Below are 25,597 nucleotides of genomic sequence, written 5' to 3'. Positions count from 1 at the left end.
CTAGAAATTCGCTCGTTGGCGCGGCCGGAAATCGGGGACATGGCAGGGGCCACAGTGGCACAGCCCGACGGCGTGCTTTCCTTCGGGCCTTTCACCCTGGCCATGCGGGAACGCCTGCTCTTGCGCGCGGGGGTGCCGGTTGCGCTCGGTGCCCGCGCCCTCGACATGCTGATCGCGCTGGCATCTCATCCAGGCGTAGCGATGGGCAAGCGGGAACTGACCTCACTGGTTTGGCCCGACGTCACCGTGGACGAGGGAAGCCTGCGATTCCACATCGCCATTCTCCGCAAGGCCCTCGGTGACGGCGTCGGTGGTGCGCGATACATCGAAACACTGGCCGGCCGGGGCTACTGCTTCGTTGCGCCGATTACCCGGTCCGTCGCCGCGCACCGCAAGCGCGAGCGGGCTCCGGACAGCTTTCCCGGTGCAAACCTTCTTCCACCGCGCCTGGAGCGCATGGTCGGACGTGAGGACGAGATCCGTCTGGTCGGAAGCGAACTGGCTGGCACGCGCTTTGTGACCGTCACTGGACCCGGCGGGGTGGGCAAGACCACGGTCGCCATCGCAGTCGCGCACTCCCTGTCGGAAAAATTTGCGCGGTCGATCCTGTTTCTTGACCTAGGCGCGCTGACCGATGCCGACATGGTGGCCACAACCCTTCTGGCGCTGCTCGGCATCTCGGGGCGGACCGAGGACTCGCTTCAGAGCCTCGGCATGTATCTGCGCGACAAGCGTCTTCTCCTGGTGCTCGACAATTGCGAGCACGTCGTCGACACCGTCGCGCGCCTGACAGCGCACATATTCGCGATGGCGCCCCAGGTCTACATCCTTGCAACTAGCCGCGAGGCGCTCAGGGTCGAGGGCGAGCATGTCCACGCACTGCCGCCTCTGGCTCTGCCAAAGGACGATCGTAGCCTGGCCCTGGCGGCGGCCCAGGGCTTTCCGGCCATCGAGCTGTTCCTCGACCGCGCTGCTGCGAGCGGTGCCCGCCTCGACCTGGGCGACCGGGATGCGGCCACCCTGGCCCGCATCTGCCGGAGACTGGATGGCCTGCCCCTCGCGATCGAACTGGCCGCTGGCCGGGTGCAAGCCCATGGCCTGGAGCAGACGCTCGCCATCCTCGACCAACGCCTGACCATGCTTTGGCTCGGGCAGCGCAACGCGCCGCCACGACAGCGGACACTGCAGGCCACGCTTGACTGGAGTTTCAGCCTGCTTTCCGAGCCCGAACGCCTGGTCCTGTGCCGCCTCGCGGCGTTCGCCGGCAGCTTCTCGCTTGATGCGGCGCTCGACGTTGCCGCGAGCCCGCCCCTAAGCAGGGCCGAAGCCATTGTCGGAATCGAAAGCCTGGTCGCCAAATCGATGGTTACCGCCAATCCGATAGGGGCGGCGATGCGGTACAGGCTGCTCGACACGACGCGCGCCTACATCCGCGAAACGCGGGTACAGGACGCCGAGAGGCGAAAGCTCGCTGCACGACATGCCGAGTATTATCGCCGCTGGCTGGAGGAGACTGGCGCTCGCTGGCCGACCTTCCCAACCGCTGCCGACCGCGCCCCGCATGTCGCGGACCTCGCCAACGTGCTCGCGGCCCTTGAATGGTGCTTCGGCCCCGATGGGAGGGCCGATATCGGCATCGAGCTCGTCACAGCAGTCGTGCCGGCCCTGCTGGCCTTGTCGCTGCTCACGGAGTGCCGACGGTGGTCAAAGCGGGCTATTAGCGCCCTGGACGACAATGCCCGCGGGAGCGTTGCCGAGATGAAGCTGACGGCCGCGCTGGGCCTAGCCGTGATGTTCACCCAAGGGAACACCGAGACAGCCTGTGCGGCCCTCAACCGAAGCCTGTCAATCGCGGAAAAGCGTGCTGACCTGCTTCAGCAGGTACAGACGCTCGCCCTGTTGCACACCTTCCACCATCGCATCGGAGAGTTCCGGCGCGCCATGGATTACGCGCGTCGCGCCGTCGTCGTCGCCGACTCGGCCGGTATTCCAGCCGCCGTCGCGGCGGCTCATGCGCCATTAGGCAGTTCGCTTCACCACACCGGCGACCTGGCACGCGCGCGAGCGGAGTTGGAGGCGGTGCTGCGCCAGGCGCCTGGACCGCAGCGGACACCCGCGATCTATCTTGGATTCGATCACAGCATCTACGCCGGCATCGCGCTCGCCCGGACGCTCTGGCTGCAGGGCTACCCGGCCCGGGCGCTGCATCTCGCCCACCAGACGGTCCAGGACGCCGAGCGCATGGATCACCCTGTGACGCTGTCAATCGCGCTTTCCTGGGCTGTCACGGTGTTCCTTTGGGCGGGCGATCTTCGTGCGGCGGAAGAGCACACCAACTGGTTCGTGTCGCATGCGGAATCGCATTCTCTTACGCCCTACCTTTCGGTCGGCCGAGGTTTCACTGGCGCCCTGGCCCTGCTGCGTGGCGATGCCGCGACCGGCGTTGATTGCCTACAAAGCTGTCAGAGGGAAACGGCGGCGTCCCGCTACGGCCAGCTCACGACATCCTTCAACGGGGCGCTCGTGCAGGGCCTCGCCGCTCTCGGTCGCTCCGACGAGGCAATTTCGCTGATCGACGCGACGATCCACCTCGCCAGTTCGGACGGGCCGCTTTCGCTCATACCGGAACTTCTGCGCATCAAGGGCCAGGTCCTCCTCTCTCTGCCCGAGCCCAGGCCCGGAGGGGCCGAGAAGCAGTTCATCAAGTCTATTGAGTGGAGCCGTCGGCAAGGCGCGCACGCGTGGGAGCTTCGGACGGCGATCGACCTCGCGGCACTCTGGGCCGCCCGCGGCAGTGCCAAGGAGGCGAAGACACTCCTGCACCCCGTCTTCGCCTTGTTCACGGAGGGACTCGATACCGCGGACCCGAGAGCCGCGGCGGAACTGCTCGACAGGCTCGGCTAACACTGGCCGGTCGGCAGCACGCATGTCACTGGGCTGCGCCGAGCCCTCCGCAAACGAAGCCTTCAGCGCACGAGTGACCGGTCGATGATATGGATGACGCCGTTGGAGCATGGAATATTGGCGCGAACGACCCGCACGGGATCGCTGTTCGGCACCATGATGGTGATGACGCCGTTCGTGTTGGTGAATTGGATCGGCGTGCCGGCAAGTGTTCGCGCCGTGACGGTCATGCCTGGTTCGACCGCCGCAGAGGTGTAGCGCCCTTGCAAGATATGCGCGTTGAGGGCAGCACGCACCAGGGCTACGTCGGCGTTGCTATTGTCGTTGACGGGAAAGAGCACCGGGCGCAGATAGGGCGCCACGGCGGCAATGGCCTCATTCGTCGGTACGAAGACCGTGAAGGGGCCAACGTCACGCAGCTGGCTCTCGACATGCCCGCGGGTAGCGACATCAACGAAGCGGAAAGCTTCCTGCATCCCGGCCAGCGTGTCGAGGCAATCCCTGTTCTGAGCCTTGACGCCGGTGCTGGCCAGACTCCCTCCGACGACGACGGAGGCGATCAGAGCGCAATAGCGAATCCTGGTCCGTGTACGCATGGGAACGCCCTCCGATTTGCTGGCCCAGCCTCTTGCCGGCCCATATCGATGTCGCCACGGCCCGCTGACTTCGTCATCGAGGGCGCATCGCGGTCTGAAGTGTAGGCCGTCGCGCCACAGCGTTCTTGCACCGACGCGGCACGGATTGGCCAAACTTCGCATCGATTCCGGCATGCCGCCGGTCCGAATCAGCCTAGGCGAACAGCTTGGCCGCAACCTGAGCGATCCTGCGACCTTGGTGGCGCGCGCCGGCGAGTTCGTTCTCGGTCGGTCGTCCCCCATTGCTCGCCTGCGCGATCGTTGTCGCGCCATACGGAGATCCACCGCTGATTTCGTCCAATGTCATCTGGCCGGTGTAGCCATAATCCAGGCCGACGATCACCATCCCGAAGTGCAGCAGGTTTACGATAATCGACAGCAGCGTCGTCTCCTGCCCTCCATGCTGGGTGGCAGTTGACGTGAAGGCGCCGCCGACCTTGCCCTGCAGGGCCCCGCCGGCCCAGGTTCCGCCTGCCTGGTCGAGGAAGTTGGTCATCTGAGACGCCATTCGCCCGAACCTTGTGCCGACACCGACGACAAGCGCGTCGTAGCGCTCCAGGTCGGCGATCGTGGCGACGGGCGCCTGCTGGTCGATCTTGAAGCCGGCGCCGAGTGCGACGGCTTGTGGCGCGGCCTCGGGAACGCGCATGACAGCGACTTCCGCGCCCGCCTCGACCGCACCCGCAGCCACGGCGTGCGCCATGGCTTCGATACCGCCATAGCTGGAGTAGTAGAGGACGAGGACCTTCACCATGAGCGCCTCGAACCCGGGCGCCGCGTTATCCTCCGGGCTCGCATCCAAGACTTGTCCGTAGAATGCGTCGTTGGAACAGGTAGAGCCAATTCGCCTCTCCTGGATTGGCGGCCTGCCGGAGAGAATCCACCAGAAGTGAGGGTGACGATGGGAAGTCGGCGCTCCGCAGCGGAAGCGCTGGACAGCGGCAGCGTGGAAGGCGCTCAGTGCCCGCGCCGGAAAGGATCGCACGCCGACCGCTCAGGGACTGGGGACCATGATCCGTCCGATCGCCCGAAGGCTCATCGTAAGCGGCCTCCTCGCGGCGCCACTGGGCGCTCGCCGCGTGGCGGCGGAGGCAACGTCAGCATCGGTTTGGTCGCCCACGCATGCCGTGCGAGTCGTCATCGCATACCCGCCGGCGGGAGCCTCGGACATTGCGGGGCGCTGGCTCGCGCGCAAGCTCGCGCCAAGGCTCGGCCAGCCAGTGGTCGTCGAGAACCGCCCAGGCGCGAATGGCATCATAGGCACGCAGCACGTGGCTGCCTCGGCGCCCGATGGGCATACCCTGATGGTCACGACGGCCGACACGCATGCAGTCAATCCGGCGGTCTATCGGCGCCTACCATACAATGCGCAGGACTTCGTTCCGGTCGCTCCCTTCGCGCGGCTCGTCTTCGCGCTGGTCGCTCGGCGCGGCCTCGGCATACGCGACGTAGGGGGCTTCATCGACGTGGCGCGCCGCTCGGTCTTGCCCCTGACCTATTCCTCCTGGGGCATCGCCAGCACGTCGCAGATCATGATGGAAACATTCGGAGCCGGGCATGACCTCAGGCTACAGCATGTGCCATTCCAGGGCTCCGCTTCAGCTCTGGCGGCGGTGGCAGCGGGCCAAGTGGATTGCATGATGGCGCCTGTTGGCTTGGCGATCGCGCAGGATGCGCGACTCACCCCTCTCGGCGTCGTAGCGGGAGCACGCTTTCCCGCCGCGCCCGAGTGCCCCACACTCAACGAGCAGGGATTCCCGCTGACGGGCGACCTTTGGGTCGCGCTGCTTGCACCACCGGGCACGCCAATCGGGGTCGCAGAGCGCGTGGCGGCCGAGGTGCACGCCATCGTGGCGACGCAGGAGGCGACGGCTTTCCTGATCGCGACCGGCCTGGTGCCGGACGTCCAGGACCGCCCGAGCTTCCTCGTCTACCTGCGGGAGGATGCCGCCGTCTGGCAGGCCCGCGTCGAACGTCTCGGCATCAGGATCGACGCCTAGAAGACGGACCGGAATATTGTTGGGTCATAGCTAAGCCGCCGACGTGCTCACAAGTGCTAACAGCGCTCACAAGCAATAGCGGCCGCCTGGCGCATGGATCTGCTTCAATGCTTCGTACGTAGCTGGACGCGGGCCCGTCTGGCCTCGTCGTTCGAAGAGGCATGCGCGCATGGGATCGGATCTACAGCTCGCCCGGTTACCGTGCCCCCCGAAGATCCTGCGCAGCGCCATCTGCGCCTCGGACGTCGCGCGCCCTTCCCAGCGACGCGCCGGCGCGGCCGAGCGACCGACCAGCTTGGCAGACGTGGCTCGTACACTTGATGAGATCCGCGACACCTTGGAGTGCGATCCGCAAGCCGCGAGGGCAGCTGCGCTGCGGCTGGCGAAGCTGCTTTCATCTGCGGCGGCGAGTGAGCAAGTCTATGCCCGCGGTGGTCTCTCGCCATGGCAGGAGCGTGCGGTGCTCAGGTACATGCGAGAGCGTCTGGCTAGGCGCGTGCGGGTGAAAGAACTGGCCGAACAGGCCGAGCTCAGCGTGAGTCACTTCTGCAGGGCCTTCCGCGAAAGCTTCGGAACCACCCCCCACCTGCATCTCACGCGCCTGCGTGTGCAGCGCGCGAAAAGCCTGATGCTGACATCGAGAGACCCGCTTAGCCAGATTGCGCTGGCCTGCGGCATGGCGGACCAGGCTCATCTTTCGAAACTCTTCCGACGTGCAGTCGGGGACACCCCGAGCTCGTGGCGACGCAGGAACATGCCGTGCGGAGGCTCCTGAGTGTCCTGCACATCGGCGAAAAGATGCGGCCAGAGGCCGCCAGTCGCACGAGGAGCGTGCCATGCCTGACGACGCCACGCTGGATGCCGCCAGCAGCGGTGGCAGGTCTCGCCCGGTGTGGGATCCGCTACTAACGAAAACGCATCGAAGCCGGCCGCGGCCGCCGTTCGAATGCATTGCGCTTGTGCTGCAAGGCGGTGGCGCACTTGGCGCCTATCAGGCTGGCGTTTACCAAGCGCTAGTCGAGGCAGAGTTGCAACCCGATTGGGTCGCAGGCATCTCGATCGGCGCGATCAATGCGGCCATCATCGCCGGCAATCCACCCGAAAAGGGTGTCGAGATGCTGCGCAGCTTCTGGCAGAGCATCACGGCGGCGCCACCGGCGCTGTGGTGGAGCGCATGGATCTCCGACCTGGCCCGCGGCGACCAGGGCCGCACCTTCATCAAGCGGCTGAACGCCACCGCGGCGCTCGTCTGGGGCGCTCCTGGCTTCTTCGAGCTCCGCCTGCCGCCGCCCTGGCTGCATCCGGCCGGCATCCTGGATGCCACAAGCTTCTACGTGACCAACCTGCTGCGGGCGACGCTGGAGCGCTTCATCGACTTCGACCGCATTAATTCGAGTGCCACCCGGCTCAGCCTCGGTGCGGTCAACGTGCGCAGTGGCAACCTCGTCTACTTCGACAGTACGACGCACACCATCGGGCCGGAGCATGTGATGGCGAGCGGCGCACTGCCGCCGGGCTTTCCCGCCATCGAGATCGAGGGCGAGCACTACTGGGATGGCGGCCTGGTGTCGAACACGCCGCTCGGCTGGGTCGTGAAGGACGACCCGCGCCGGGACACGCTCGCATTCCAGGTAGACCTATGGAGCGCCCGCGGCGAATTTCCGCGCGATCTCGAAGAGGTCGCGATGCGTCAGAAGGAGATTCAGTATTCCAGCCGGACGCGCGCCAGGACGGACGAGTTCAAGAGCGTGCAGCGCCTACGCGCCGCGCTGGCCGACCTGCTCCAGATGCTTCCCCCCGACTTGCGCTCGAGACCGGAAGCGCAACAGCTCGCACGCGTTGCCGACCACAAGGCCTTTTCCCTGGTGCACCTGATCTACCGCTCCAAGCATTACGAGCGCCACAGCAAGGACTACGAGTTCTCCCGCCTTGCCATGCAGGAGCACTGGCAGGCCGGCTACATCGACGCGGTCCGCACCCTGCGACACCCGGAAGTGCTGGAGAGACCACGTGCGGGCGACGTCTCTACATTCGACCTCGCCTACGACGGGCGCGAATGACGGCGAGTGACAGAAGAGAACAGGAGCTTGCCATGACCGAGGATGAGGTTCGCGCCAACGCCTTTGCCATGCCGCTGCTGAGCCCCGCCTTCCCACCGGGCCCCTACCGCTTCGTCGACCGCGAATTTCTGACCGTTACCTACCGCACTGATCCGGCGCGGCTGCGTGCCGTCGTGCCGGCGCCGCTCGACGTCGATGAGCCGCTGGTGAAATATGAGTTCATCCGCATGCCGGATTCCACGGGATTCGGTGACTACACCGAAACCGGACAGGTGATTCCGGTCAGCTTCCGAGGCAGCAAGGGCACCTATACCCACTGCATGTTCCTCAATGACCATCCGCCGATCGCCGGCGGCAGGGAGCTCTGGGGCTTTCCGAAGAAGCTCGCCAACCCGAGTCTTCGGAAGGAAATAGACACGCTCGTTGGAACGCTGGATTACGGGCCGGTGCGGGTGGCCACGGCCACCATGGGCTACAAGCACCGCGAGGCTGACGGTAGCGCCGTGCTTGCTTCGCTCGTCGCGCCCAATTTCCTTCTGAAGATCATCCCCCATGTGGATGGCAGCGCGCGGATCTGCGAGCTGGTCGAGTACCACCTTGAGGACGTCCACCTAAAGGGTGCCTGGACAGGCCCCGCCGCGCTCGCGTTGCAGCCGCATGCGCTCGCGCCGGTGGCGGAGTTGCCGGTGCTCAAGGTGGTCTCGGCCGTGCACCTGGTGGCGGACCTGACGCTTGGCCTGGGCCGAGTCGTACATGATTACCTCGGCAGCGAGGCAGCTCCGCCGCGTCGGCAGAAGCAAGCTGCTGTCTGAAGGAGATAAGCCATGCGTATCGATGGTCAGGTCGCGATCGTGACCGGCGCGGCCAGCGGCATCGGCAAGGAGATCGCGCGCAAGTTTGCGGCGAATGGCGCGAAGGTGGTGATTGCCGATCTCAACGGCAGCGCCGCCGAGGCGGCGGCTGCAGAACTGGACCATGCCGGCGGCGCACTCGGCATCGGCATGGATGTCGCCAATGAGGCGCAGGTGGAAGCCGGTATCGCGAAGGCCGCCGAAGCGTTCGGCCGTATCGACATCCTGGTCAGCAACGCGGGCATTCAGATCGTCGCTCCCGTGCACGAGTTCGATTTCGCCAAGTGGAAGCAGCTGCTCGCAGTGCACCTCGACGGTGCCTTCCTGACCACGCGCGCTGTGCTGCGGCACATGTATCGGCGAGGCACCGGCAGCATCGTCTATATCGGTTCGGTGCATTCGAAGGAGGCGTCGGTGCTCAAGGCGCCGTATGTCACCGCGAAGCATGGGCTCATTGGCCTCGCAAAAGTCGTGGCGAAGGAGGGCGCGGCGCATGGGGTGCGTGCCAACGTCGTCTGCCCCGGCTTTGTGCGGACGCCGCTAGTTGAAAAGCAGATTCCGGAGCAGGCGCGCGAACTCGGCATCTCGGAGGCCGAGGTTGTCCGGAATGTCATGCTAAAGGAAACCGTGGATGGCGAATTCACCACGGTGGAGGACGTGGCCGAGGCCGTCCTGTTCTTCGCTTCCTTCGGCTCCAAGGCGCTGACCGGCCAGACCCTTGTAGTCAGTCACGGCTGGTTCATGCAGTGACACTTTGGACCGACTGCTACGAGGCGACGTCTGCACAGGTGATTTGCCCCATGAGATGCGGCCCGCCGACATCGTAGGTGCGGGGAACGACCGGCTTGGGTCTGGGCTGTTTGAAAATCGTCCTCGACGGTAGTCGGCGGCGCGCCTGAGCGGGGTGGATCTGGATGAAGCGCTTCGTCGGGGGTGCGGACCGCCAACAGACGACGCTGCTCCCCGACTGCGTTGACGGCGATGTCGCCGCGGACAATTCGGTGCGCGCGGTCGACGCCCTCTTCGGCTGCGCCGGCGCCGCGTCGGGCACCACCAGCCGCACCGGCAGAAGCTGCGGCCTCGCCGTCCGCCGGCTCGGCACCTCGGCCCGCGCAGCACGCCGCCACCGGTGCAGCAGGCTCGTGCAGATGCCATGCCGCCGCGACACCGTCCTCACCGTCTTACCCGGCCTCAGCTTCTCCGCCACCAGTCGGACCTTCTCCTCCGCGCTGTAGCTCCGTCGCCGCTCGACACGGGTGACGATCTCAACCCGCTCCGACGCCACAGTGCCAGCACCGGTGCTGGCACCCGTGCCAGCCACTCCTCTCGCCATCGCTCCACCTCTGCGATGGCCTTCCTCTCAACCCTCTGCGCGCCGCCGCAAGAAGGGTCTCTAGGTAACGCTTACACAACCGCGGCAGGGACTTCATGCCCTACAAGCTGGGCAAGCGGATCGGGCAGATCGAGGCGAGTATCGCGCGCTATCTGGCTGCGACGGAAGCGGCCGACCGGCACGATGGCGACGGGGTTCCGCAGGCGAAGTCGGCGCGCTTGAAGAACACGGGAAGCCCAGACGCGATGAGGGCACCCCGCCATCGCTGGCGGGGGGCCCTCTTCCAAGTGTTGGTCCGGACCTAAGGAGCTCAGATCGGCTCCACGCGGTGCTGCGGCATCGCAAGTTTCCTCCTACCCATCCCTGGCGCGCTCTCAGCACGCCCATCTAGTGCATGGTTCCGTCAATGCTTTTTCGGCGCATGCCGCGCTGAGGCTGTAGAAGGAGATGAAGTTGTTGATTTACACGCCGGCATAGGCCGGGGCCGACCAGGCAGCCTTATCGCCGCCCAGGCAATGACAGCAACGGGACACGTTAGTGAGCAAGCCGATTTAGGCGGATGCTCACCCCAGGTCCTGTGCTGCGCCTCAGACGTGATCACCGGCAAGGCGGTCGTCGAAGCGATTTAATCATGATGCCGACATTGGGCTGGGCTGAGGCCCGCCTGAGGCGTGACCACTGGCAAGGCGCCGGTCGGAGCAGGTTCTTTATCGCGCCGAGATAGGCCAAATGCTCACCGCTTCCGCCGACGCCGGTTTCGCGCGCGTCACCTCGGCCCGTGAACATCATGTAGCCGCTGGTCTGGTGCCCGACATCAGGCCTCGGTCGAGCTAGTAGGCGTTAGCCACCGTCTCACCCGTGAGCACCAGGGCCGTGTCCCGCACCGAGCGACGCCGCCAGTTCGGCCAGAGCCGTGAGCTGCTCGGAAGTCGACACGCTCACGTCCGGCGCCGTCGTGGGTGTCCGGGATTGGACAGGCGTGCCATTGCCACCAAGCCGGCCAACGTCCTCTGCGCCGAGCGCCTTCCGCTCGATCGTCTGGATGGCGAGCCCCAGCTTCGCCACCGCCAGGACGGCGCCCGCGACGCTGCCGCTGCGGCCGAGCACTTTGGCTTCGCGTCTTCGTCACCGTCTTCCAAAGCGCCATGCAGGAGCACGCAAATGGTCTCGAACATCTCGTGCAGCATGTCCGACACGGCGAGATGGCTCAGGTTGGCGGCGGCGATCATCTCGGCCGCTTCGTCCTCCAGTGCAGCACGCCGTGTCGCGACGGATGCTGGGTCGGTGCGGACCTTGGCCGCGGACCGGGCGCGTGCGAGCACCAGGAGGGTGGCCTCGCGACCACGTTCACGTGCACGGTCTGCTGCAGCGCGGTAACGATGCCAAGGGTCGCGCGTGTCGGCCGCACGCTTGCGGATCGCCTTTTCCGAGACGCCGTACTTGGCCGCAAGCGCGCGGGTCGAACTGGCGCCGAGCTCCCACTCGGCACGCAGCGCCGTCCATTTAAGCCCGCTCAATGCCGCCATGGCGCGTGCTGCTCTGCACTGTGCTCGGTGCAAGGAGCAAATCGCAGATCTCCAGCAGATCTCCATGGGTTGGACTGTATCAGATTAGCGCCTGTTAGCGCCTGAACGCTGGTCGATTGCTGGCGTTGAGCCGTCTCTCTGGGGGGCTTTGGGGCTGACGGACGACGAGTGGGCGGTGCTGGAGCCGCTGGTGGAGGCGTGCCGTCCACATGCGAAGGTGCCACCGAGCAATCTGCGCCGGACTATCCCGGCCATCTTCTGGCGGAATCCTGAACCCGTGCAAGAGGCGCTTATGACGATGCCCTCCTGTTGCGGCTCCAGATTGGGCCATACCAGCTCTTCTACATCCTCGATCCGTGCACGTCGGCAGAACGCGAAGCGCGCGTTTGAGAGGGCGACAGCCGCTCGATCAGCCGGCTCTGTGCCATTGCCGATAGCGTCAGTAGCGCCAATAGTCATCGGTGGGGAGCTATCGGCACTATCGGCACTAGTGGCAGCCGCGGCGAAAACGTAGGAGTAACGGGCCGTTCGCAACATCGGCTCACCGCACGCGTCGCTGCAGCGCCGGGGTCACTGTCCGGCTGCACTGGCGGCCGACGGTTCCCCCTTTGCCGTCGTGCACGTTGCGCACCACCCCAAGCGCGACCAACTCTCGAAAGGCTCCCTCAAGCCGCTCGATCACCCTCCGTGATCTTGTTTGGCGGCGGCAAGCCCTCCCCCTCGGCGGCCCGCGTAAGGCGCGCGAGGGTAGTCGCATGCTGCGCGCAGAGTTCACGCGGACTTGCCCCGAGAACCGGGGAAGTCGATGGGCCGCCTCCACTCAGCAGAAGCGGCCTCCGGCAAACTCGTCGCAATGACGAGTGAGTACCGCTTCATCGCCTCTCGCACTCTGGCATAATGCGATTGAACCACATCGCGAGATAGAATCTGTTCAGCCCCGCGGCGCGCAGCATGGCGCTCGTCGCGATGACGACATTCGTCGCGGTGGCTTCGGGCGGCAGGGCCGGCGGCACCGGACTGCCCCGGAGCACCGCCGCGGCATAGGCGCGCGCCCCCAGGCCGAGCGCCGCCACGGCGAGGTCCGGGCGCAGCGCGTCGCCGGCCTCGAGCCTGGCGGCCAGGCACGCGCAGGCTCGGATGAAGGCGGCGTCCTCCGCCTCGTCAGACATGCAGGATCACTATGCCGTAGCGCACATCGGCGCGGACGCGGCGAAGGCGCAGATGCGGCGCGCTGTGATGCTCGCCGGTGGCCAGCACGAATTCTTGCCGTGCCAAGGGCAGACGAGGTGCACGACGGCGTCCGAGAAGCGCATCGCCAGTTCGGGCGCGGTCCGCACCCTCGACGAAGCGCTTCATCCCGATCCACCCCGATCAGCAGTTCTTCACGTTACCATCCACCGCGTTCTCTCACAGCCTCGGTCGAATGCCGTCATCGACTGGTAGCCTATCCGCATCGTCGCCTCTCGTTCCCTGATGGTGCCCGAAGGTCGATCCGGGGCGCGCGGGAAGGCAGCGGAGTGGCCGGTACCGGGCTTCGCGCGTCGCCGGGTCGGTCGAAGCGGTGGACGTCACGCTCACCGTCGATCACCATAGCGTGCCGGCTTTCGGAGGAGGCTTATCCGTGACCCGTCGTGACGTGCTTCTCGCCTCGGCGCTGGCCGGCCTCGCGAGGCCGCTTGCCGCGCAAGGCCAGTCCGAGGCCTTTGCGTCGCGTCCGATCCGCCTGGTAGTGCCCTTCCCGGCCGGCGGCATCAGCGACGTCCTCGCCCGCGCCATGGCGGACGCGCTGACGCCTCGCCTCGGGCAGCCCGTCGTCATAGACAACCGGCCCGGCGCCGGCGGCAACATCGGCGCGGAATTCGTCGCGCGCGCCACGCCCGATGGCTACACGCTGCTCGCCGCCGGGCCCGCCGTGATGGGAGTCGCCAAGGCGCTGTACCAGCGGCTGAACTACGATCCGGACGCGGATTTCTTGCCGATCGGCATGCTTGGAGCCGTGCCGAACGTGCTGGTGATCAACGCGCGCTCGCTGCCGGACCCGTCGCTGGCAGGCCTGATCGCCGCGGCAAAGGCGCGGCCCGGTGCGCTGACCTATGCCTCGAGCGGGAGCGGTTCGCTCACCCATCTCCTCGGGGAACTTTTCTCCGCTGAAGCCGGTATCCAGCTGTTGCACGTGCCGTATCGCGGCAACGCGCAGGCCATGTCCGACCTCGTCGGCGGGCAGGTGAACATTCTGTTCGATGCCGTCGCGACGTCCCTGCCGCTGATCCAGGCCGGCAGCGTCCGCGCGCTCGGCGTCACCTCGCGCGAGCGGGCACCGGAGCTGCCGGATGTACCGAGCCTGGTGGAACTCGGCATGCCCGACATGCATGCGCCGAGCTGGACCGCCGTCTACGCCCCTGCGGCGACGCCGCGGCCGGTGGTGGAGCGTCTGCGGCGCGAGATGGCGGCCGTCGGGGACAGCGCATCGTATCGCGAGATCCTGCGCAACCGCGGCACGCAGTCAATGCCGATGTCGGAAGCGGAGATGGAAACCTACCTGGCTGCCGAGCGCCGGCGCTGGGCCGAGGCGGTCCGGCGCAGCGGCGCCCGCGCGGACTGACCGGACACGCCGCGTCGCCGCGTCACGCCACGGCCGATCGCAGCCATTCCGCCCAGGCTAGCGCCTGACGGTCAGCGCCCGGCGCGCCGATGACCTGCAGGCCGAGCGGCAAGCCGTGCGGCCCGCTTCCAGTGGGAATCGCGACGCAGGGCAGGTGCAGCGATGTCCAGAGCTGGTTGAATATGGGCTCGCCGGTCCAATCGCGCGTCGCAGGCGCCTCTGCCGGCGCGGCCGGCGTGACGATCGCATCGTGATCCGCGAACAGATCGACCAGCGCCGCCCGCGCCGTGGCGAGCGCTTTGCGCGCTGCCGCGATGGCCTCGCCGTCACGCGACCGCCCCTGCAGCATCCGGCTGCGCAGGCCTTCGGTCAGCGCGTCGGAAAACGACGCGAGTTCCCAGGCCAGCGCCTGCGCGCTTTCGAACGGCCCCACCATGCGGTGCGCCGGCTCCGCGGCCGCGATCACAGGCGGCAGGTCGTTGCCTACGACGATCGCGCCGCGCCGTCGCGCTGCTGTCGCGACCTGATCCAGCAGCGCCAGCATGCAGGCGTCGATGCGGCCGGCGTCGGGGCCGGGCGTGACCAGCAGCCGCGGCGGCCGGCCGGGATGCCGGTCGGGATCGCCGAGATCCGTCGCCGCCATCGCGCCGACCAGCAGGGCGCAATCCGCTACGCCGCGCGCCATCACGCCGACGGTGTCGAAGCTGTCGCTCATCACCTTGATGCCGCCGCGATGGATCAAGCCGAAGCTTGGCTTGTACCCGACCACGCCGCAATACGAAGCGGGCCGCGTGATGCTGCCGCCGGTCTGCGTCCCGAGCGCGAAGGGGAAGAAGCCGGCCGCGACCCCGGCAGCGGAACCGGAGGAGGACCCGCCCGGGGTGTGCGCGACGTCGTGCGGATTGGCGGTCGGGCCGGGATGGCGCGTGGCGAATTCGGTGGTCACCGTCTTGCCGATCACCAGCGCGCCGGCGGCGCGCGCCGCGGCGACGCAGGCCGCGTCGGCGCGCGGCATCCATCCCCGCCAGATCGGCGAGTTCATCTGCGTCGGCATGCCCGCGACGTCGATGATGTCCTTCACGCCGAGCGGCAGCCCGCCGAGCGGCCCCGGCGCAGGCCGCATCGCGCGCACCGCATCGGGATCGAGATGCGCGAAGACCTGCAGCGACACCTCACGCGCCGCGATGCGGGCGAGGCAGCTTTCCCGCACATCCTCCGCCGTCGCCGCGCCGGCGGCGATGCGCGCCAACAGCGCGACCGCGGTGAGGTCGCAGAGTTCGGTCATCAGCCCAGCGCCTCGGCCTCGATCGCGGTGTCCGTGCATTCCAAGAAACTCGGCCGGCGCGCGATGGCCCCGCACCCGTGGATGGATTCCGCCAGCGTCTCGAAGGCCCCGGCCGGGAAATGCGGCGTGCGGCTCCAGATGCCGAGGCCGCGATACCGCGCGATCGCGGTCTCCAGCACGGCGCGATCGAGGTCCGGGAAGCAGGGCGCGACGGTCGCCGCGATCTCGGCCGCCGTCGCGGCGTGCAGCCAGGCCTGCATGGCGGCGATGCCGCGCAGCATGCCGCGCATCGCGTCCCGCTTCGCCGCCAGCGTTGTCCGCGTGGTGAAGAAGGTGGTGTAGCTCGTCGCGCCGCGCGCGGCCTGGGCGTGCCAGATGCTCGCACCTTGCGCCTCGGCCAGGGTGACGAAGGGCTCGAACAGTTGCACCGCGTCGATCTCGCCGGCGAGCATCGCCCGCATGTTCTCCGCCATGCCGCACCCGGTCACCGCCTTCACCCCGGCGGGATCGATACCGGCGCAGCGGAGGTCCTGCTGTAGGCACCACCAGGGTGTGGGGACCTCGCTCACCACGCCGAGCGTCATCCCCGCGAGATCGGCGATCCGAAAGCCCGGGCACGGCGCGCGGCCGAGGATCAGGAAGGGGTCGCCCATCACCACCGCGCCGAAGCTGACCAGCGGGCTTTCGGCGTCGGCACCATGGTCGCGGATGACGCGCATCGGGCCGCTCCAGGCCAGGTCCGCCGCGCCGGAGAGGAGGTTCGCCGCGGCTTCGTCCGGCCCGACGATGCGCGTCCCGACCGCCAGCCCCTGCGCGGCGAAGTCGCCACGCGCGAGCGCCGCGTAGAAGGGCGTGTAGAAGATCGCGCGGAAGGGTTCCTGCAGGACGATGCGCGTCATCCGGTTCTTGCTCCTGACGGTGCTCAGCGCCGATCGGCCGGGCGCGCCTTCATCCAGTCGAGATAGGCTACGAGGCCGGTCTTCAGGTCGAAGCGCGGCCGCCAGCCCAGGTCGCGTGCCGCCGCCGTTATGTCGAGCGTGTCGCGATGGTAGTTTAGCGGATTGGGCCCGGGCCCGAGCGCGATGTCGGCCTGCGGCAACAGCGCCCGGACGTCCGCCGCGATGGCGTCCATGGTGCGGGCCTCCGTGCTGGCGAGGTTGTAGAAGGGCTGCGCCGACGCCGGCGCATCCAGCGCGGCGATCACGCCGCCGACCGCATCGTCGCGGAAGAGATAGGCGCGTTCGTGCCCGCAGCCCCAATCCAGGCGCGTCGGCCGTCCCGCCAGCGCATCGGCGAGCATCGTGCGCACCGCGCAGGCGGTCCTGCGCCCCGGCCCATAGGCGTAGGAGATCCGCAGCGCCAGCGCGGACAGCCCGTGCTGCACGCGATACGCCCGCATCACGAGGTCGCAGGCCGCCTTGCTGGCGCCGTACATGTCGGTCGCGTTGAAGGGCGAGTCTTCTCCGACCGGCGCAGGTCCCGTGTCGCCATAGGCCTGCGCGGAGGAGCAGAAGACGAAGCGCGCCATGCCACGCCGCCGCGCCTGTTCCAGCAGGGCGGTGGTGCCGCCGATGTTGACCGCGACCACCAGATCCGGCCGGTCGCGCGCCAGCATCGGCCCAGAGATCGCGCCGCAATGGACGATGGCGTCCACGTCATGCGCCGCCACGATCGCAGCCAGCCCGGCGGCATCAGCCAGGTCAGCCTGGACGAAGGCGAAAGCCGGATCCTCGGGCAGCACCGCATCGGTGCCAACGACCCGGCTGCCGCGGGCGTGCAGCGCCTCGGCGACCGCGTGGCCGATGAAGCCTGCTGCGCCGGTGACGAGGATCGCCATCAATCCGGCCGGATGTTGGCGGCGCGGATCATCGGCGCCCAGCTGTCCACCTGGTCCTGCAGCATCGCGGTGAAGCCGGCCGAGGTCAGGGGCTGGCGCATGAAGCCCAGCTGATCCATCCGCGCGACGATTTCCGCGCTCTGTAGGGCGGTGTCGATCGCGGCGAAGACGCGCTCCGCCGCCTCGTCCGGCAGCGACGCGGGCGCGGAGACGCCGAGCCAGTTGTCCACCGCCATCTCCGGCGCGCCGGCCTCGGCGGCGGTCGGCACCTCGGGCAGGCGCGGCGAGCGCGTCGCGGTCGTCACGGCGAGCGGCCTCAGCGTGCCGTTTCGGATGTAGTTCAGCATTTGCGGCAGGCCGTCGAAGGTCATGGGGATGTTGCCGGCCGCCAAGTCGCTCTGCAGCATCGAGGCGTTGCGGTAGGGCACGTGCTCGAGCTGGACGCCGAAGCTCTTCATAAAGGCCAGGCCCACGATATGGCCCAGCGCGCCGTTGCCGGCGGAGGCGAAGGGGATCGGCGTCGGGCTGCGCCGCGCGGCCTCCGCCAGGCCGCGCAGGTCCGTCACGGGCAGCTTGTCCGGTCGCACCAGCGCGACGAAGGGGATCACGCCGACCAGCGCGATATGCCGGAAGGACCGCATGGGATCGTAGGGCACGTTGTACATCGCGGGGCCGATAACGATCGGCGAGTGCGCGCTGATCACCAGCGTGTGCCCGTCCGTCGCTGCCGCCGCGGCCGCCGCGGCCGCCGCGCCCAGCGTGCCGCCGGCGCCGGGCCGGTTGTCGATCACAAAGGGCTGGCCGAACTGCGTTTGCAGCGGCGCAGCGATGAGCCGCGCGACGATGTCGGAGGCACCACCCGCCCCGAACGGCACGATGATCCGCACCGGCCGCTCCGGCCATGTGACGGCGCGGGCATTTTGCACGCGCCCCAGTAGCGGCAAGGCGAGGGCGGATGTGAGCAGGCGACGTCTCAGCATACGACGATCCTCGAGCCGGTTTGATGCGAGCGTAGAGACCTCGCCTGGGAAGTGGAACAGGCTCTGCTATGGACGACGCGGCGCCAAACGGGATGCTCGCTGGCGATCTGCGCGTCTATTCCAGCAATGCGGTCGCGCCCCAGGGCGCCAGTCTCGATCGCTTCCAGGCAGAGATGGCGGGGAAAACGTCGCCAGCTTCTCCGCCGGGCGCAGCTGGCTAGGCTCCATCTCAGCCCGACAATTCGAGCCGATGAAGGCGTCGGGGCTTTTCGGCAGCGGGTCGCGATCGCAGTCGCAATTCGGGCGCGGTTCGAGCATCGCCGGTCCAACCTACTTTCGCGGGGGCGAGCAGGCTGGCCGCTCCGCGGCGGCATCGTCTGCAATCCCTCCGGCGGTGTGTATCCCGCACCCGATGAAGCGGATCTTCGATTCTGGTTGACAGATTTGTAAGTTGGGCGGCAGTTTTCCTCCAGTTCTGTCAGGCTCACGAGGCCGTAGGGAGGTCGTCCATGTCGCTCACGCGCAGCCGTGTGACCGTCGTGCCAACCGGCGCGGCCCTTGGTGCCGATATCGAGGGCTTCGACCCCGCCGACTTCGCGGACGAGGAGTTCACGACCGTACGTGGCGCGCTGCTCGACCACCTCGTCATCCGCATTCGCGGCACCGACATCGATGACGTCGCCTTCGAGCGCTTCGGCGCGCGCTTCGGAACGCTGAAGCCCTCGCCGGACTTCACGCGGTCCCGCCCGGTCTATCTGCGCGATGCGCCGGCGGTGACGATCATCTCCAACGTGACGGAGGACGGGAAGCCGATCGGCGAGCACGGCGACGGCGAGCTGAACTGGCACACCGACCTTGCCTTCACCGACGAGCCCTCGGCGCTGACCATGCTGCTCGCGCGCGAGGTGCCGCCTACGGGGGGCAATACGTCCTTCGCGAACATGTACGCCGCCGTGGACGCGCTTCGGCCCGAAACGCGCGAGATCCTGACACATCCCGGCGGCCGCAAGGCCGGGCTGACCTGCAAGCACCAGGCGAGCCACAACGCGCAGGGCGGCGCGCGGCCGGGTTACCGCGACATCGACACCGACGACGTGCGGGAGATGCCCGGGCCGATCCACCCGCTGCTGCGCACCCATCCGGAGACCGGGCGCAAAGCGTTGTTCCTCGGCCGCCGCTTCGGCGGCTACATCCCGGGCCTCAGGCTCGAGAGGAGCGAGGCGCTGCTCGACGAGCTCTGGTCCGTCGCCGCGCTGCCGGAGAACTGCTGGACGCAGGAATGGCGTGTCGGCGACCTCATCATCTGGGACAACCGCTGCACCATGCACCGGCGCGACGCCTTCACGGGGCTCGGGCGGCGGCGGATGCATCGGCTGACCACGCTCGGCGAGCGGCCGATCTGAGGCGATGGTGCGCAGCGCCGCCGCGCCGGCCGCAAGGCCGGCGAGCCTCGCCGACCGCGTCGAGGAGCAGATCCGCCGCTTGATCGACCGCGGCGAGTTCCCGCGGGACGCGCGGCTGCCGAGCGAGTTCGAGCTTTGCCGGCGCTTCTCCGTCTCGCGGCCCGTCTTGCGCGCGGCGCTCGCGACGCTAAAGCAGGCGGGCTATGTCAGCTCGCTCAAGGGCTCGGGCACGGTCGTGCTGCGCGGCCCCGATCCCGGCGGGCTGCGCTTCCCGCTGGTGCAGACCATCGCCGACGCCGAGCAGCTCTACGAGTTCCGCGCGACGCTGGAAGGCGAGATCGCGCGGCTCGCCGCGCAGCGCCGCACGCCCGAGGCGCTAGCCGAGATCGAGGCGACGCTCGCCGAGCCCGGCGAGGTGCTGGCGATGGGGGCGCCGGAGCTCGCGCGCGACGCCAATTTCCGCTTCCACCGCGCTGTCGCGCGCGCCGCCGGCAACGCCTTCTACGTCGCCACCATCGAGCAGCTGCCAAACCTGATCGGCATGGGTCCGGTGGAGGTCCGCAACTTCGGGGAGCTCGACCCCGCCGCCCGCATCGCGCGGCTGAACGCCGAGCATGCCTCGATCCTGGAGGCAATCCGCGCGCGCGACGCGACGCGCGCCCAGGCCGAGATGGTGGCGCACATCACCGCCGCACGGCAGCATTTCTACCAGCGCCATCCCGCGCGGATCGTGATTGACGGGGAGGAAGCATGAGGATCACCCGACGCGCCGCGATCGCGGCGCTAGCCGCCGCGCCGCTCGCCCGCCCCGTGCTGGCGCAGCCCCGCAAGTTCGTCGTCATCAGCCACGCGGTGCACCGCAACGTGCTGACCCAGGGGCCGGCCGGCGACGCCACCGCCGAATGGCGCCGCCAGGCGGGCGTCGAGATCGAGTGGCTGACCTTCGGCATCGAGGCCGTGCATGAGCGGCTCTACCGCGAGGCGCAGCTGTCGCAGGGCGGGGTGGATGCAGGCTTCCTGCTGGAACGCTATGGCGGCCCGCACATCGCACCGCTCTTCGAGGACCTCGCCCCCTACCAGCAGGCCGCGCCGGTCGAGCGGATCGAGGAGATCTCGCCTTCCATGATCGCCGCGCACACCTATCGTGGGCGGCAGATCGGCGTGCCCTTCCGCCACGCGACACACGGCTTCTTCACGAACCGCGCGCTGATGAAGGAACGCGGCCAGGAGGGGCAGCCCGAGAGCTTCGAGGAGATCATCGCACTTGCCGAGCGCATGACCTTCGCCCGCGGCGACGGCACGCGAGTCGCAGGCTATGCGCTATCGATGGACGATCCCGCGGCGCTGATGGACATCATCCGCGCCCATGGCGGCGACTTCATCACGCGGGACTACCGCTTCGTCGCCGACCAGCCGCAGTCCGTCGCCGCGATCGCCCTGGTGCGCGACTGGTACCGGCGCGGCGTGCTGCCGCGCAACGTCATGACCTTCAAGACGGAGGAGGTGATCACCGCGATGCAGCAGGGCCGCGCGGCGCTGACCAACCAGCCTTTCGGCCGCATCGTGAACTACAACGACCCCCGCGCCAGCCGCTTCCCCGGCGAGGTGACGGTGGCGAACATCCCGATGATGGCCTCCGTCGCCGGCCGCAAGGGCGCGCTCGTGCCGGCCAAGACCTCGGTCTGGGCGATCGGCATCCCGCGCAACGCGCGCGACAAGCAGCTGGCCTGGTCCTTCATCCGGCAGATGTCCTCGGTCGAGAACACGATTAAGGCGGCGGTGAACGGCAACGGTCCCGTGCGCATGTCGGCCTATGACGACCCCCGCGTGCGGGAACTCGCGCCCTATGCCGACCTTGAGCGGCGCGTGCTGCCGACGGCGATGCTGACCCTGCCGGGCTTCGAGAATGCCGGCCGCGCGATGGACCTCTTCATGGAGGAGGTGCAGCGCGCGATGCTCGGCCAGGCGGAGCCGCTGGCGGCCATGCGCAGCGCGAAGCAGCGCATCGAGCCCCTGCTGCCGAGCTGACGTGCCGCAGGACGCCGCCACGCTGCCGGCCGCGGCCGTTCCCGCGCCCGCGCGCCCGCGGCGCCTCCGCGCGCCCGGCAGCACGCGGCCGGCGCCGGTGCATTACGGACTGCTCGCGCCGGCGCAGATCATGCTGGTCGGGCTGATCCTGCTGCCGGCGGTCTATGTCGGGTGGATGAGCCTGCACAAGGCGAGCTTCGCGGGCGATCCGGCCTTCGTGGGGCTCGACAACTACGCGGCGCTGCTGGCCGACCGCGTCTTCTGGCGCGCGGCTTGGAACACCTTCCTCGTGGTCAACGCGGTGGTCTATGGCGAACTGCTGCTCGGCCTCGGCCTGGCGCTGCTGGTCTCAGGCTGGATGCCGTACCGCCGCGTGGTGATCGCGCTGCTGATCGCGCCCTACGCCATCAACGAGGTCTCGGCGGTCGCGATGTGGCGCTTCGTGCTGGAGCCCGACATCGGCATGGTGAGCTGGGCGCTGGTGCAGACGGGCATCGGGCAGCTAGACTGGTCTGCCGACCCGAACGACGCGCTGGTGCTGGCCGCCTTGCTGAGCATCTGGATCCACACGCCCTTCACCTTCCTCATCCTCTATGCCGCGCTCGCCGCAGTGCCGCAGGACGTCAAGGAGGCCGCGACGGTGGACGGCGCCAACGCCTGGCAGGCCTTCCGGCACGTCACGCTGCCCTTCATCCTGCCTGCGCTGCTGGTCGCGCTAGTCTTCCGCTACATCACGGCGATGCGGATCTTCGCCGAGATCTGGCTGGTGACCGAAGGCGGGCCGGCGCGCATGACGGAGGTGCTGGCCGTCTATCTCTACCGCGCGGCCTTCCGGTACCACGAATTCGGCCTGGCCTCCGCGACCGCCTTCGCGATGGTGCTGCTGTCCCTGGCCGTGGCGGCGCCATACCTGTATGCCGCCTGGCTGAAGATGTTCCACCATGCGTAGCCCGCGCGCGGCGGGCAAGGCGTGGCGGCTCTCGGCCGCGGCGCTCGCGATCGCCTGGTCGGTCTTCCCGATCGCGATGGTGGTGCTGTCGTCCTTCAAGTCGCAGCGCGACATCTTCGCGATACCGCCGCAGCTGGTCTTCGAGCCGAGCCTGGAGAACTACCGCCGCCTGCTGAAGGAATGGCCGGCCTTCCTGCCGGACATGGCGAACAGCCTGGTGGTGACCATCGGCGCGACGCTGCTGACCGTCGTGGCCTCCACCCTGGCGGGATACGTCTACGCGCGTTTCCGCGGGCGCGCGCTGGCGCTCTCGGCGTTCTTCATGGTGCTGGTGCGGATGCTGCCGCCGATCGTGGTGACGCTGCCGCTGTTTCCGCTGTTCTCCTGGCTGCACCTGACGGACACGCACCTGGTCCTGGTGCTGATGTATGCGGCCTTCTTCGTCAGCCTCTCGACCTGGATCATGCGCGCCTTCATCGACCAGGTCCCGCGGGAGCTGGAGGAAGCGGCGGTGGTGGACGGGGCGGGACTTCTGCAGGTGCTGCGGATGGTTGTGCTGCCGCTGGTGGTGAACGGGGTGATCGCGGCCTCACTCTTCGTGATCGTCTATGCCTGGAACGAGTTCATCTTTGCGCTGATCTTCACCACGCGCATCGCGCGCACCGCGCCGCTGGTGATGAGCGAGATGCTGAGCACGACGGACGGGGTGGACTGGGGCGTCCTGTTCGCTGCGGCGACGGTCCAGCTAGCGCCGATCCTGGCCTTCATTCTCGCGGCGCAGCGGTATGTCATTGCAGGGCTGACGGCGGGCGCCGTCAAGGGATAGCGCCGTGCGGCCAGCGGCGAAGGTTCGTCACGGACTCTGTCGGTCTAGTCGGATCGGCGGAAGGGTGGCAGCCTTCGCGCAAACTGAATTGTCGCACTGTCGGCTCTGCTGCCTCTAGCGCCCGATGGGTCACGCCGCGTCCCAGCGGCGTCGGGCATTGAAGGTCGCTTCCCGGCGACAGCCTCAGGTCGAACCGATAAACGCTTTATCTACGGACTTCGCTGCACTTTGGCGTGCGTCAGCCGCGATAGGCGGCTGCGTCAACAGCCCTCAACGCGGCTAGATTCGCCTCGCCCATCGGGATCTCCTGCCGTTCCAGCGCGTGGATGATGTCCGTCAGCTTCGCCACCAGCGGCGTTGGGATGGCGTGTTTCGCGCCCAGCCTGACCACGATGCCAAGCTGCGCATCCACCTCCGTGCTGCGCTTGCGCACTGCCAGGTCGCGCCAAATGCCGCTGCGCGGCTTCTGCGACCGCCGGTTCAGTGCCGCCATGTCGGACAGGCAGCGACGCAGCGCCGAGTCCTCGCGCGGGACGCCAAAGCGCACCGCGGCCGGGACGAACTGGTCCACCGCTTCTACCCGCACGCCCTCGGCCTCGGCGACCGCGATCACCTCTGCAGCCAGGTTGGCGAGCATGCTGGCGTTCTCCGGCGCGTCGAGCACCTCCGCTACCGGCGCGCCGGACACCGCCTGGGCGAACAGCCACGCGCCATAGGCCTCCTTGCCCCAGAGGTGGCCCCAGACATTGTCGGTGACGGCGGTGTTAGCGACGTAGTGCCTGCGCAGCAGGTCAGCCAGTTCCTGCACGCGCGGCGTCACGGACCCGTCGAGTTCGCCGATGCGCATCGTGCCCGGCCCGCCGAACAGGATCAGGCCCGGCGCCTGCCAGTCCGCCGCCATGGAATTGATGCAGGCGGCAATGGTGCGCCGCGGGCCGGCGAGCGCCGCCACCTCATGCGGGTTGAGGCCGTTCTGCAGCGATAGCACGACGCTGTGCTCGCCCAGCAGCGGCACCACCGGGCTCAGCGCGGCCTCGGTGTGCTGCGACTTGGTCGCGAGCACGACCGTCTTCGGCACGGCGCCGCCCAGCGCCGCCTCCAGTGCCTCCGGCAGCACCGCGCGCGCGGCGACGCCGAAGGTCTCGCGGCCCTCAAGGCGCAGGCCCTCCGCGTTCATCGTCGCGACATGCACGGCATCGCGGTCCACCAGCAGCACATGCTCGCCCGCGCGGATCAGGCAGGCGCCGAGGCTGCCGCCGATCGCGCCAGCCCCGATGATGACGATGCCCATCTCCGGTTCCTTCCTTGCCGCTATTCGATCTTGGCGCGTGCCAGCGCCAGCCATAAGCTTCGGGGCAAACACGGGGAAGGTCGAGCCAGAATGGCGATGCAGCGCCGCGTTCTTCTCGCCACCGCCGCAACCGCGGCCATCACGCCGGCGCGCGCGCAGCCGGCCTGGCCGACGCGGCCGATCCGCGTGGTCATCCCTTTCGGCCCTGGCGGCGGCACCGACAACCTGATCCGCATACTGGAGCCCTTCATCTCCCGCAGCCTAGGCCAGCAGCTGGTGATCGAGAACCGCGCCGGTGCCGGCGGCATCGTCGGCACGGAAGTCGTGGCGCGGTCGGAGCCAGACGGCTACACGCTGCTCGCCGTCGACTCGACCTTCACGATCAATCCCGGCCTCTTCGCCACCATCCCCTACGATTCCGCGCGCGATTTCACGCCGGTCGTGCTGCTGGCCCAGGCGCCGGTCGTGCTGCTCGCGCATCCCTCGGTCCCGGCGCGCACGCTGCCGGAGCTGATCGCGCTGGCGAAGGCGCAGCCCGGGGCGCTGGCCTATGGCTCCGGCGGCAACGGCGCGCCGACGCATCTGGTGGGCGAGATGCTGAAGTTCGAGGCCGGGGTGCAGATCACGCACCTGCCGTATCGCGGCACCGGTCCCGCGATGAACGACCTGCTCGCCGGCCACGTCCCTCTCGGCGTCAATGGGCTCAGCGCCTCCGCGCCCTATATCCAGGACGGCAAGCTGCGCGCCCTGGCGGTCACCGGCGACGCGCGTGCTACCGCCTTCCCCGACGTGCCGACCTTCGCGGAGCTCGGCCTTCCCGGCGTCGACCTCTACACGCATTGGGGCGTGCTGGTGCGCGCGGGCACGCCGCAGGCCATCGTGGAGCGGCTCTACCGCGCCTTCTCCGAAGCGGTGCTGCGCCCCGACCTGCGGGACCGGCTTGCGGGGCTGGGCTTCGTGCCGGCTGGCTTCGACGGCGCACGCTATGCCGCCACGATCGCCGCGGACACCGCGCGCTTCACCGCCGTGATCCGCCGCGCGAACATCCGGCCGGACTGAGCCGCCATCCGCGACGACAGGAAAGGGT

25 protein-coding genes and 1 pseudogene are annotated in these 25,597 nt (G+C 68.3%); 15 read left to right on the top strand and 11 right to left on the bottom strand.

The annotated features are described in order from the left end of the window. Positions 1–54: 54 nt before the first annotated feature. Positions 55–2,904 carry an ATP-binding protein gene (locus ACLF3M_RS30090; RefSeq protein ID WP_430660706.1) on the top strand — a complete coding sequence of 950 codons (2,850 nt, stop codon included), beginning with the start codon at positions 55–57 and terminating at the stop codon, positions 2,902–2,904. Positions 2,905–2,966: 62 nt separating this feature from the next. On the opposite strand, the gene ACLF3M_RS30085 is transcribed toward ACLF3M_RS30090, so the two are convergent. Next, positions 2,967–3,500: a fasciclin domain-containing protein gene (locus ACLF3M_RS30085; RefSeq protein ID WP_430660705.1), complete on the bottom strand. Its 534-nt coding sequence runs from the start codon at positions 3,498–3,500 to the stop codon at positions 2,967–2,969. Positions 3,501–3,693: 193 nt separating this feature from the next. After that, positions 3,694–4,293, bottom strand: coding sequence for an NAD(P)H:quinone oxidoreductase (gene wrbA, locus ACLF3M_RS30080; protein ID WP_430660723.1), 600 nt, complete (start codon positions 4,291–4,293; stop codon positions 3,694–3,696). 256 nt (positions 4,294–4,549) lie between these two features. On the opposite strand from wrbA, the gene ACLF3M_RS30075 reads away from it, so the two are divergent. The 5 genes from ACLF3M_RS30075 (at position 4,550) to ACLF3M_RS30055 (ending at position 9,200) form a co-directional block, all read left to right on the top strand. Further along, a complete protein-coding gene (locus ACLF3M_RS30075) occupies positions 4,550–5,539 on the top strand; it encodes a Bug family tripartite tricarboxylate transporter substrate binding protein (protein WP_430660704.1) in 990 nt (329 codons plus the stop codon). Positions 5,540–5,843: 304 nt separating this feature from the next. Continuing rightward, entirely contained in the window at positions 5,844–6,314 is a 471-nt protein-coding gene (locus ACLF3M_RS30070; protein ID WP_430660703.1) for a helix-turn-helix domain-containing protein, read from the top strand. Positions 6,315–6,375: 61 nt separating this feature from the next. Continuing rightward, positions 6,376–7,599 (top strand): patatin-like phospholipase family protein, encoded by a 1,224-nt coding sequence (locus ACLF3M_RS30065; protein WP_430660702.1) that lies wholly within the window; start codon positions 6,376–6,378, stop codon positions 7,597–7,599. A 32-nt stretch (positions 7,600–7,631) separates the two neighbouring features. After that, entirely contained in the window at positions 7,632–8,411 is a 780-nt protein-coding gene (locus ACLF3M_RS30060) for an acetoacetate decarboxylase (protein ID WP_430660701.1), read from the top strand. A 12-nt stretch (positions 8,412–8,423) separates the two neighbouring features. Continuing rightward, positions 8,424–9,200: a 3-hydroxybutyrate dehydrogenase gene (locus ACLF3M_RS30055; protein WP_430660700.1), complete on the top strand. Its 777-nt coding sequence runs from the start codon at positions 8,424–8,426 to the stop codon at positions 9,198–9,200. A gap of 16 nt (positions 9,201–9,216) precedes the next feature. On the opposite strand, the gene ACLF3M_RS30050 is transcribed toward ACLF3M_RS30055, so the two are convergent. Continuing rightward, the gene (locus ACLF3M_RS30050) at positions 9,217–9,783 is read right to left on the bottom strand and encodes a transposase (protein WP_430660699.1); all 567 of its coding nucleotides are present in this window, start codon (positions 9,781–9,783) and stop codon (positions 9,217–9,219) included. A gap of 95 nt (positions 9,784–9,878) precedes the next feature. Between ACLF3M_RS30050 and ACLF3M_RS30045 the strand changes: the two genes are divergently transcribed. Next, a complete protein-coding gene (locus tag ACLF3M_RS30045) occupies positions 9,879–10,088 on the top strand; it encodes a hypothetical protein (RefSeq protein ID WP_430660698.1) in 210 nt (69 codons plus the stop codon). A 633-nt stretch (positions 10,089–10,721) separates the two neighbouring features. On the opposite strand, the gene ACLF3M_RS30040 is transcribed toward ACLF3M_RS30045, so the two are convergent. After that, a complete protein-coding gene (locus tag ACLF3M_RS30040; protein WP_430660697.1) occupies positions 10,722–11,309 on the bottom strand; it encodes a hypothetical protein in 588 nt (195 codons plus the stop codon). A gap of 154 nt (positions 11,310–11,463) precedes the next feature. On the opposite strand from ACLF3M_RS30040, the pseudogene ACLF3M_RS30035 reads away from it, so the two are divergent. Continuing rightward, positions 11,464–11,577: pseudogene (locus tag ACLF3M_RS30035) on the top strand (IS5-like element ISMex42 family transposase); the annotation flags it as partial. A 604-nt stretch (positions 11,578–12,181) separates the two neighbouring features. On the opposite strand, the gene ACLF3M_RS30030 reads toward ACLF3M_RS30035, so the two are convergent. After that, positions 12,182–12,478 carry a hypothetical protein gene (locus ACLF3M_RS30030; protein ID WP_430660696.1) on the bottom strand — a complete coding sequence of 99 codons (297 nt, stop codon included), beginning with the start codon at positions 12,476–12,478 and terminating at the stop codon, positions 12,182–12,184. Continuing rightward, positions 12,471–12,665 (bottom strand): hypothetical protein, encoded by a 195-nt coding sequence (locus ACLF3M_RS30025; RefSeq protein ID WP_430660695.1) that lies wholly within the window; start codon positions 12,663–12,665, stop codon positions 12,471–12,473. Before ACLF3M_RS30025 ends, ACLF3M_RS30030 begins: the two co-directional genes overlap by 8 nt. 265 nt (positions 12,666–12,930) lie before the next feature. Here ACLF3M_RS30025 and ACLF3M_RS30020 point away from each other — a divergent pair, with 265 nt between their 5' ends. Next, positions 12,931–13,911 carry a Bug family tripartite tricarboxylate transporter substrate binding protein gene (locus ACLF3M_RS30020; RefSeq protein WP_430660694.1) on the top strand — a complete coding sequence of 327 codons (981 nt, stop codon included), beginning with the start codon at positions 12,931–12,933 and terminating at the stop codon, positions 13,909–13,911. Positions 13,912–13,933: 22 nt separating this feature from the next. Here ACLF3M_RS30020 and ACLF3M_RS30015 read toward each other — a convergent pair whose 3' ends face one another. The 4 genes from ACLF3M_RS30015 to ACLF3M_RS30000 are packed head-to-tail and all read right to left on the bottom strand — an operon-like array spanning position 13,934 to position 18,013. Then, positions 13,934–15,196, bottom strand: coding sequence for an amidase family protein (locus tag ACLF3M_RS30015; RefSeq protein ID WP_430660693.1), 1,263 nt, complete (start codon positions 15,194–15,196; stop codon positions 13,934–13,936). Beyond that, positions 15,196–16,095 carry an ABC transporter substrate-binding protein gene (locus ACLF3M_RS30010; RefSeq protein WP_430660692.1) on the bottom strand — a complete coding sequence of 300 codons (900 nt, stop codon included), beginning with the start codon at positions 16,093–16,095 and terminating at the stop codon, positions 15,196–15,198. The genes ACLF3M_RS30015 and ACLF3M_RS30010 overlap by 1 nt, the downstream gene beginning before the upstream one ends. 23 nt (positions 16,096–16,118) lie before the next feature. Then, positions 16,119–17,033 (bottom strand): NAD-dependent epimerase/dehydratase family protein, encoded by a 915-nt coding sequence (locus tag ACLF3M_RS30005; RefSeq protein ID WP_430660691.1) that lies wholly within the window; start codon positions 17,031–17,033, stop codon positions 16,119–16,121. Then, a complete protein-coding gene (locus ACLF3M_RS30000; protein WP_430660690.1) occupies positions 17,033–18,013 on the bottom strand; it encodes a Bug family tripartite tricarboxylate transporter substrate binding protein in 981 nt (326 codons plus the stop codon). The genes ACLF3M_RS30005 and ACLF3M_RS30000 overlap by 1 nt, the downstream gene beginning before the upstream one ends. 509 nt (positions 18,014–18,522) lie before the next feature. Here ACLF3M_RS30000 and ACLF3M_RS29995 point away from each other — a divergent pair. From ACLF3M_RS29995 to ACLF3M_RS29975, 5 genes are read left to right on the top strand one after another with little or no spacing between them, the layout of a single operon-like run. Then, entirely contained in the window at positions 18,523–19,416 is an 894-nt protein-coding gene (locus tag ACLF3M_RS29995; RefSeq protein ID WP_430660689.1) for a TauD/TfdA dioxygenase family protein, read from the top strand. A 4-nt stretch (positions 19,417–19,420) separates the two neighbouring features. Beyond that, positions 19,421–20,170: a FadR/GntR family transcriptional regulator gene (locus ACLF3M_RS29990; RefSeq protein ID WP_430660688.1), complete on the top strand. Its 750-nt coding sequence runs from the start codon at positions 19,421–19,423 to the stop codon at positions 20,168–20,170. Next, positions 20,167–21,444 carry an ABC transporter substrate-binding protein gene (locus ACLF3M_RS29985; RefSeq protein ID WP_430660687.1) on the top strand — a complete coding sequence of 426 codons (1,278 nt, stop codon included), beginning with the start codon at positions 20,167–20,169 and terminating at the stop codon, positions 21,442–21,444. Before ACLF3M_RS29990 ends, ACLF3M_RS29985 begins: the two co-directional genes overlap by 4 nt. 1 nt (position 21,445) lies before the next feature. Then, on the top strand, positions 21,446–22,393 hold the full coding sequence (locus ACLF3M_RS29980) for a carbohydrate ABC transporter permease (RefSeq protein WP_430660686.1): 948 nt from the start codon (positions 21,446–21,448) through the stop codon (positions 22,391–22,393). Next, positions 22,386–23,219 carry a carbohydrate ABC transporter permease gene (locus ACLF3M_RS29975; RefSeq protein ID WP_430660685.1) on the top strand — a complete coding sequence of 278 codons (834 nt, stop codon included), beginning with the start codon at positions 22,386–22,388 and terminating at the stop codon, positions 23,217–23,219. Before ACLF3M_RS29980 ends, ACLF3M_RS29975 begins: the two co-directional genes overlap by 8 nt. A gap of 238 nt (positions 23,220–23,457) precedes the next feature. On the opposite strand, the gene ACLF3M_RS29970 is transcribed toward ACLF3M_RS29975, so the two are convergent. Further along, positions 23,458–24,510 carry a ketopantoate reductase family protein gene (locus tag ACLF3M_RS29970; protein ID WP_430660684.1) on the bottom strand — a complete coding sequence of 351 codons (1,053 nt, stop codon included), beginning with the start codon at positions 24,508–24,510 and terminating at the stop codon, positions 23,458–23,460. Positions 24,511–24,600: 90 nt separating this feature from the next. Here ACLF3M_RS29970 and ACLF3M_RS29965 point away from each other — a divergent pair, with 90 nt between their 5' ends. After that, positions 24,601–25,569: a Bug family tripartite tricarboxylate transporter substrate binding protein gene (locus tag ACLF3M_RS29965; protein ID WP_430660683.1), complete on the top strand. Its 969-nt coding sequence runs from the start codon at positions 24,601–24,603 to the stop codon at positions 25,567–25,569. Positions 25,570–25,597: the final 28 nt, after the last annotated feature.

The sequence above is a fragment of the Falsiroseomonas sp. HW251 genome (genome assembly GCF_050563545.1).
Taxonomy (GTDB): domain Bacteria; phylum Pseudomonadota; class Alphaproteobacteria; order Acetobacterales; family Acetobacteraceae; genus Falsiroseomonas.
The sequence above is the reverse complement of the archived record's forward strand: the minus strand, read 5'-3'. Positions and strand labels throughout refer to the sequence as shown.

Bases quoted from the DNA above. Each gene is read 5' to 3' on its own strand.
- ACLF3M_RS30030 (WP_430660696.1), bottom strand. From the start codon at position 12,478: ATGTCTGACGAGGCGGAGGACGCCGCCTTCATCCGAGCCTGCGCGTGC.
- ACLF3M_RS29970 (WP_430660684.1), bottom strand. From the start codon at position 24,510: ATGGGCATCGTCATCATCGGGGCTGGCGCGATCGGCGGCAGCCTCGGC.
- ACLF3M_RS29965 (WP_430660683.1), top strand. From the start codon at position 24,601: ATGGCGATGCAGCGCCGCGTTCTTCTCGCCACCGCCGCAACCGCGGCC.
- ACLF3M_RS29985 (WP_430660687.1), top strand. From the start codon at position 20,167: ATGAGGATCACCCGACGCGCCGCGATCGCGGCGCTAGCCGCCGCGCCG.
- wrbA (WP_430660723.1), bottom strand. From the start codon at position 4,293: ATGGTGAAGGTCCTCGTCCTCTACTACTCCAGCTATGGCGGTATCGAA.
- ACLF3M_RS30065 (WP_430660702.1), top strand. From the start codon at position 6,376: ATGCCTGACGACGCCACGCTGGATGCCGCCAGCAGCGGTGGCAGGTCT.
- ACLF3M_RS30085 (WP_430660705.1), bottom strand. From the start codon at position 3,500: ATGCGTACACGGACCAGGATTCGCTATTGCGCTCTGATCGCCTCCGTC.
- ACLF3M_RS29975 (WP_430660685.1), top strand. From the start codon at position 22,386: ATGCGTAGCCCGCGCGCGGCGGGCAAGGCGTGGCGGCTCTCGGCCGCG.
- ACLF3M_RS30050 (WP_430660699.1), bottom strand. From the start codon at position 9,783: ATGGCGAGAGGAGTGGCTGGCACGGGTGCCAGCACCGGTGCTGGCACT.
- ACLF3M_RS30005 (WP_430660691.1), bottom strand. From the start codon at position 17,033: ATGGCGATCCTCGTCACCGGCGCAGCAGGCTTCATCGGCCACGCGGTC.
- ACLF3M_RS30015 (WP_430660693.1), bottom strand. From the start codon at position 15,196: ATGACCGAACTCTGCGACCTCACCGCGGTCGCGCTGTTGGCGCGCATC.
- ACLF3M_RS30060 (WP_430660701.1), top strand. From the start codon at position 7,632: ATGACCGAGGATGAGGTTCGCGCCAACGCCTTTGCCATGCCGCTGCTG.
- ACLF3M_RS30045 (WP_430660698.1), top strand. From the start codon at position 9,879: ATGCCCTACAAGCTGGGCAAGCGGATCGGGCAGATCGAGGCGAGTATC.
- ACLF3M_RS30000 (WP_430660690.1), bottom strand. From the start codon at position 18,013: ATGCTGAGACGTCGCCTGCTCACATCCGCCCTCGCCTTGCCGCTACTG.
- ACLF3M_RS30040 (WP_430660697.1), bottom strand. From the start codon at position 11,309: ATGGCGGCATTGAGCGGGCTTAAATGGACGGCGCTGCGTGCCGAGTGG.
- ACLF3M_RS30025 (WP_430660695.1), bottom strand. From the start codon at position 12,665: ATGAAGCGCTTCGTCGAGGGTGCGGACCGCGCCCGAACTGGCGATGCG.
- ACLF3M_RS30055 (WP_430660700.1), top strand. From the start codon at position 8,424: ATGCGTATCGATGGTCAGGTCGCGATCGTGACCGGCGCGGCCAGCGGC.
- ACLF3M_RS29995 (WP_430660689.1), top strand. From the start codon at position 18,523: ATGTCGCTCACGCGCAGCCGTGTGACCGTCGTGCCAACCGGCGCGGCC.
- ACLF3M_RS30010 (WP_430660692.1), bottom strand. From the start codon at position 16,095: ATGACGCGCATCGTCCTGCAGGAACCCTTCCGCGCGATCTTCTACACG.
- ACLF3M_RS29990 (WP_430660688.1), top strand. From the start codon at position 19,421: ATGGTGCGCAGCGCCGCCGCGCCGGCCGCAAGGCCGGCGAGCCTCGCC.
- ACLF3M_RS30075 (WP_430660704.1), top strand. From the start codon at position 4,550: ATGATCCGTCCGATCGCCCGAAGGCTCATCGTAAGCGGCCTCCTCGCG.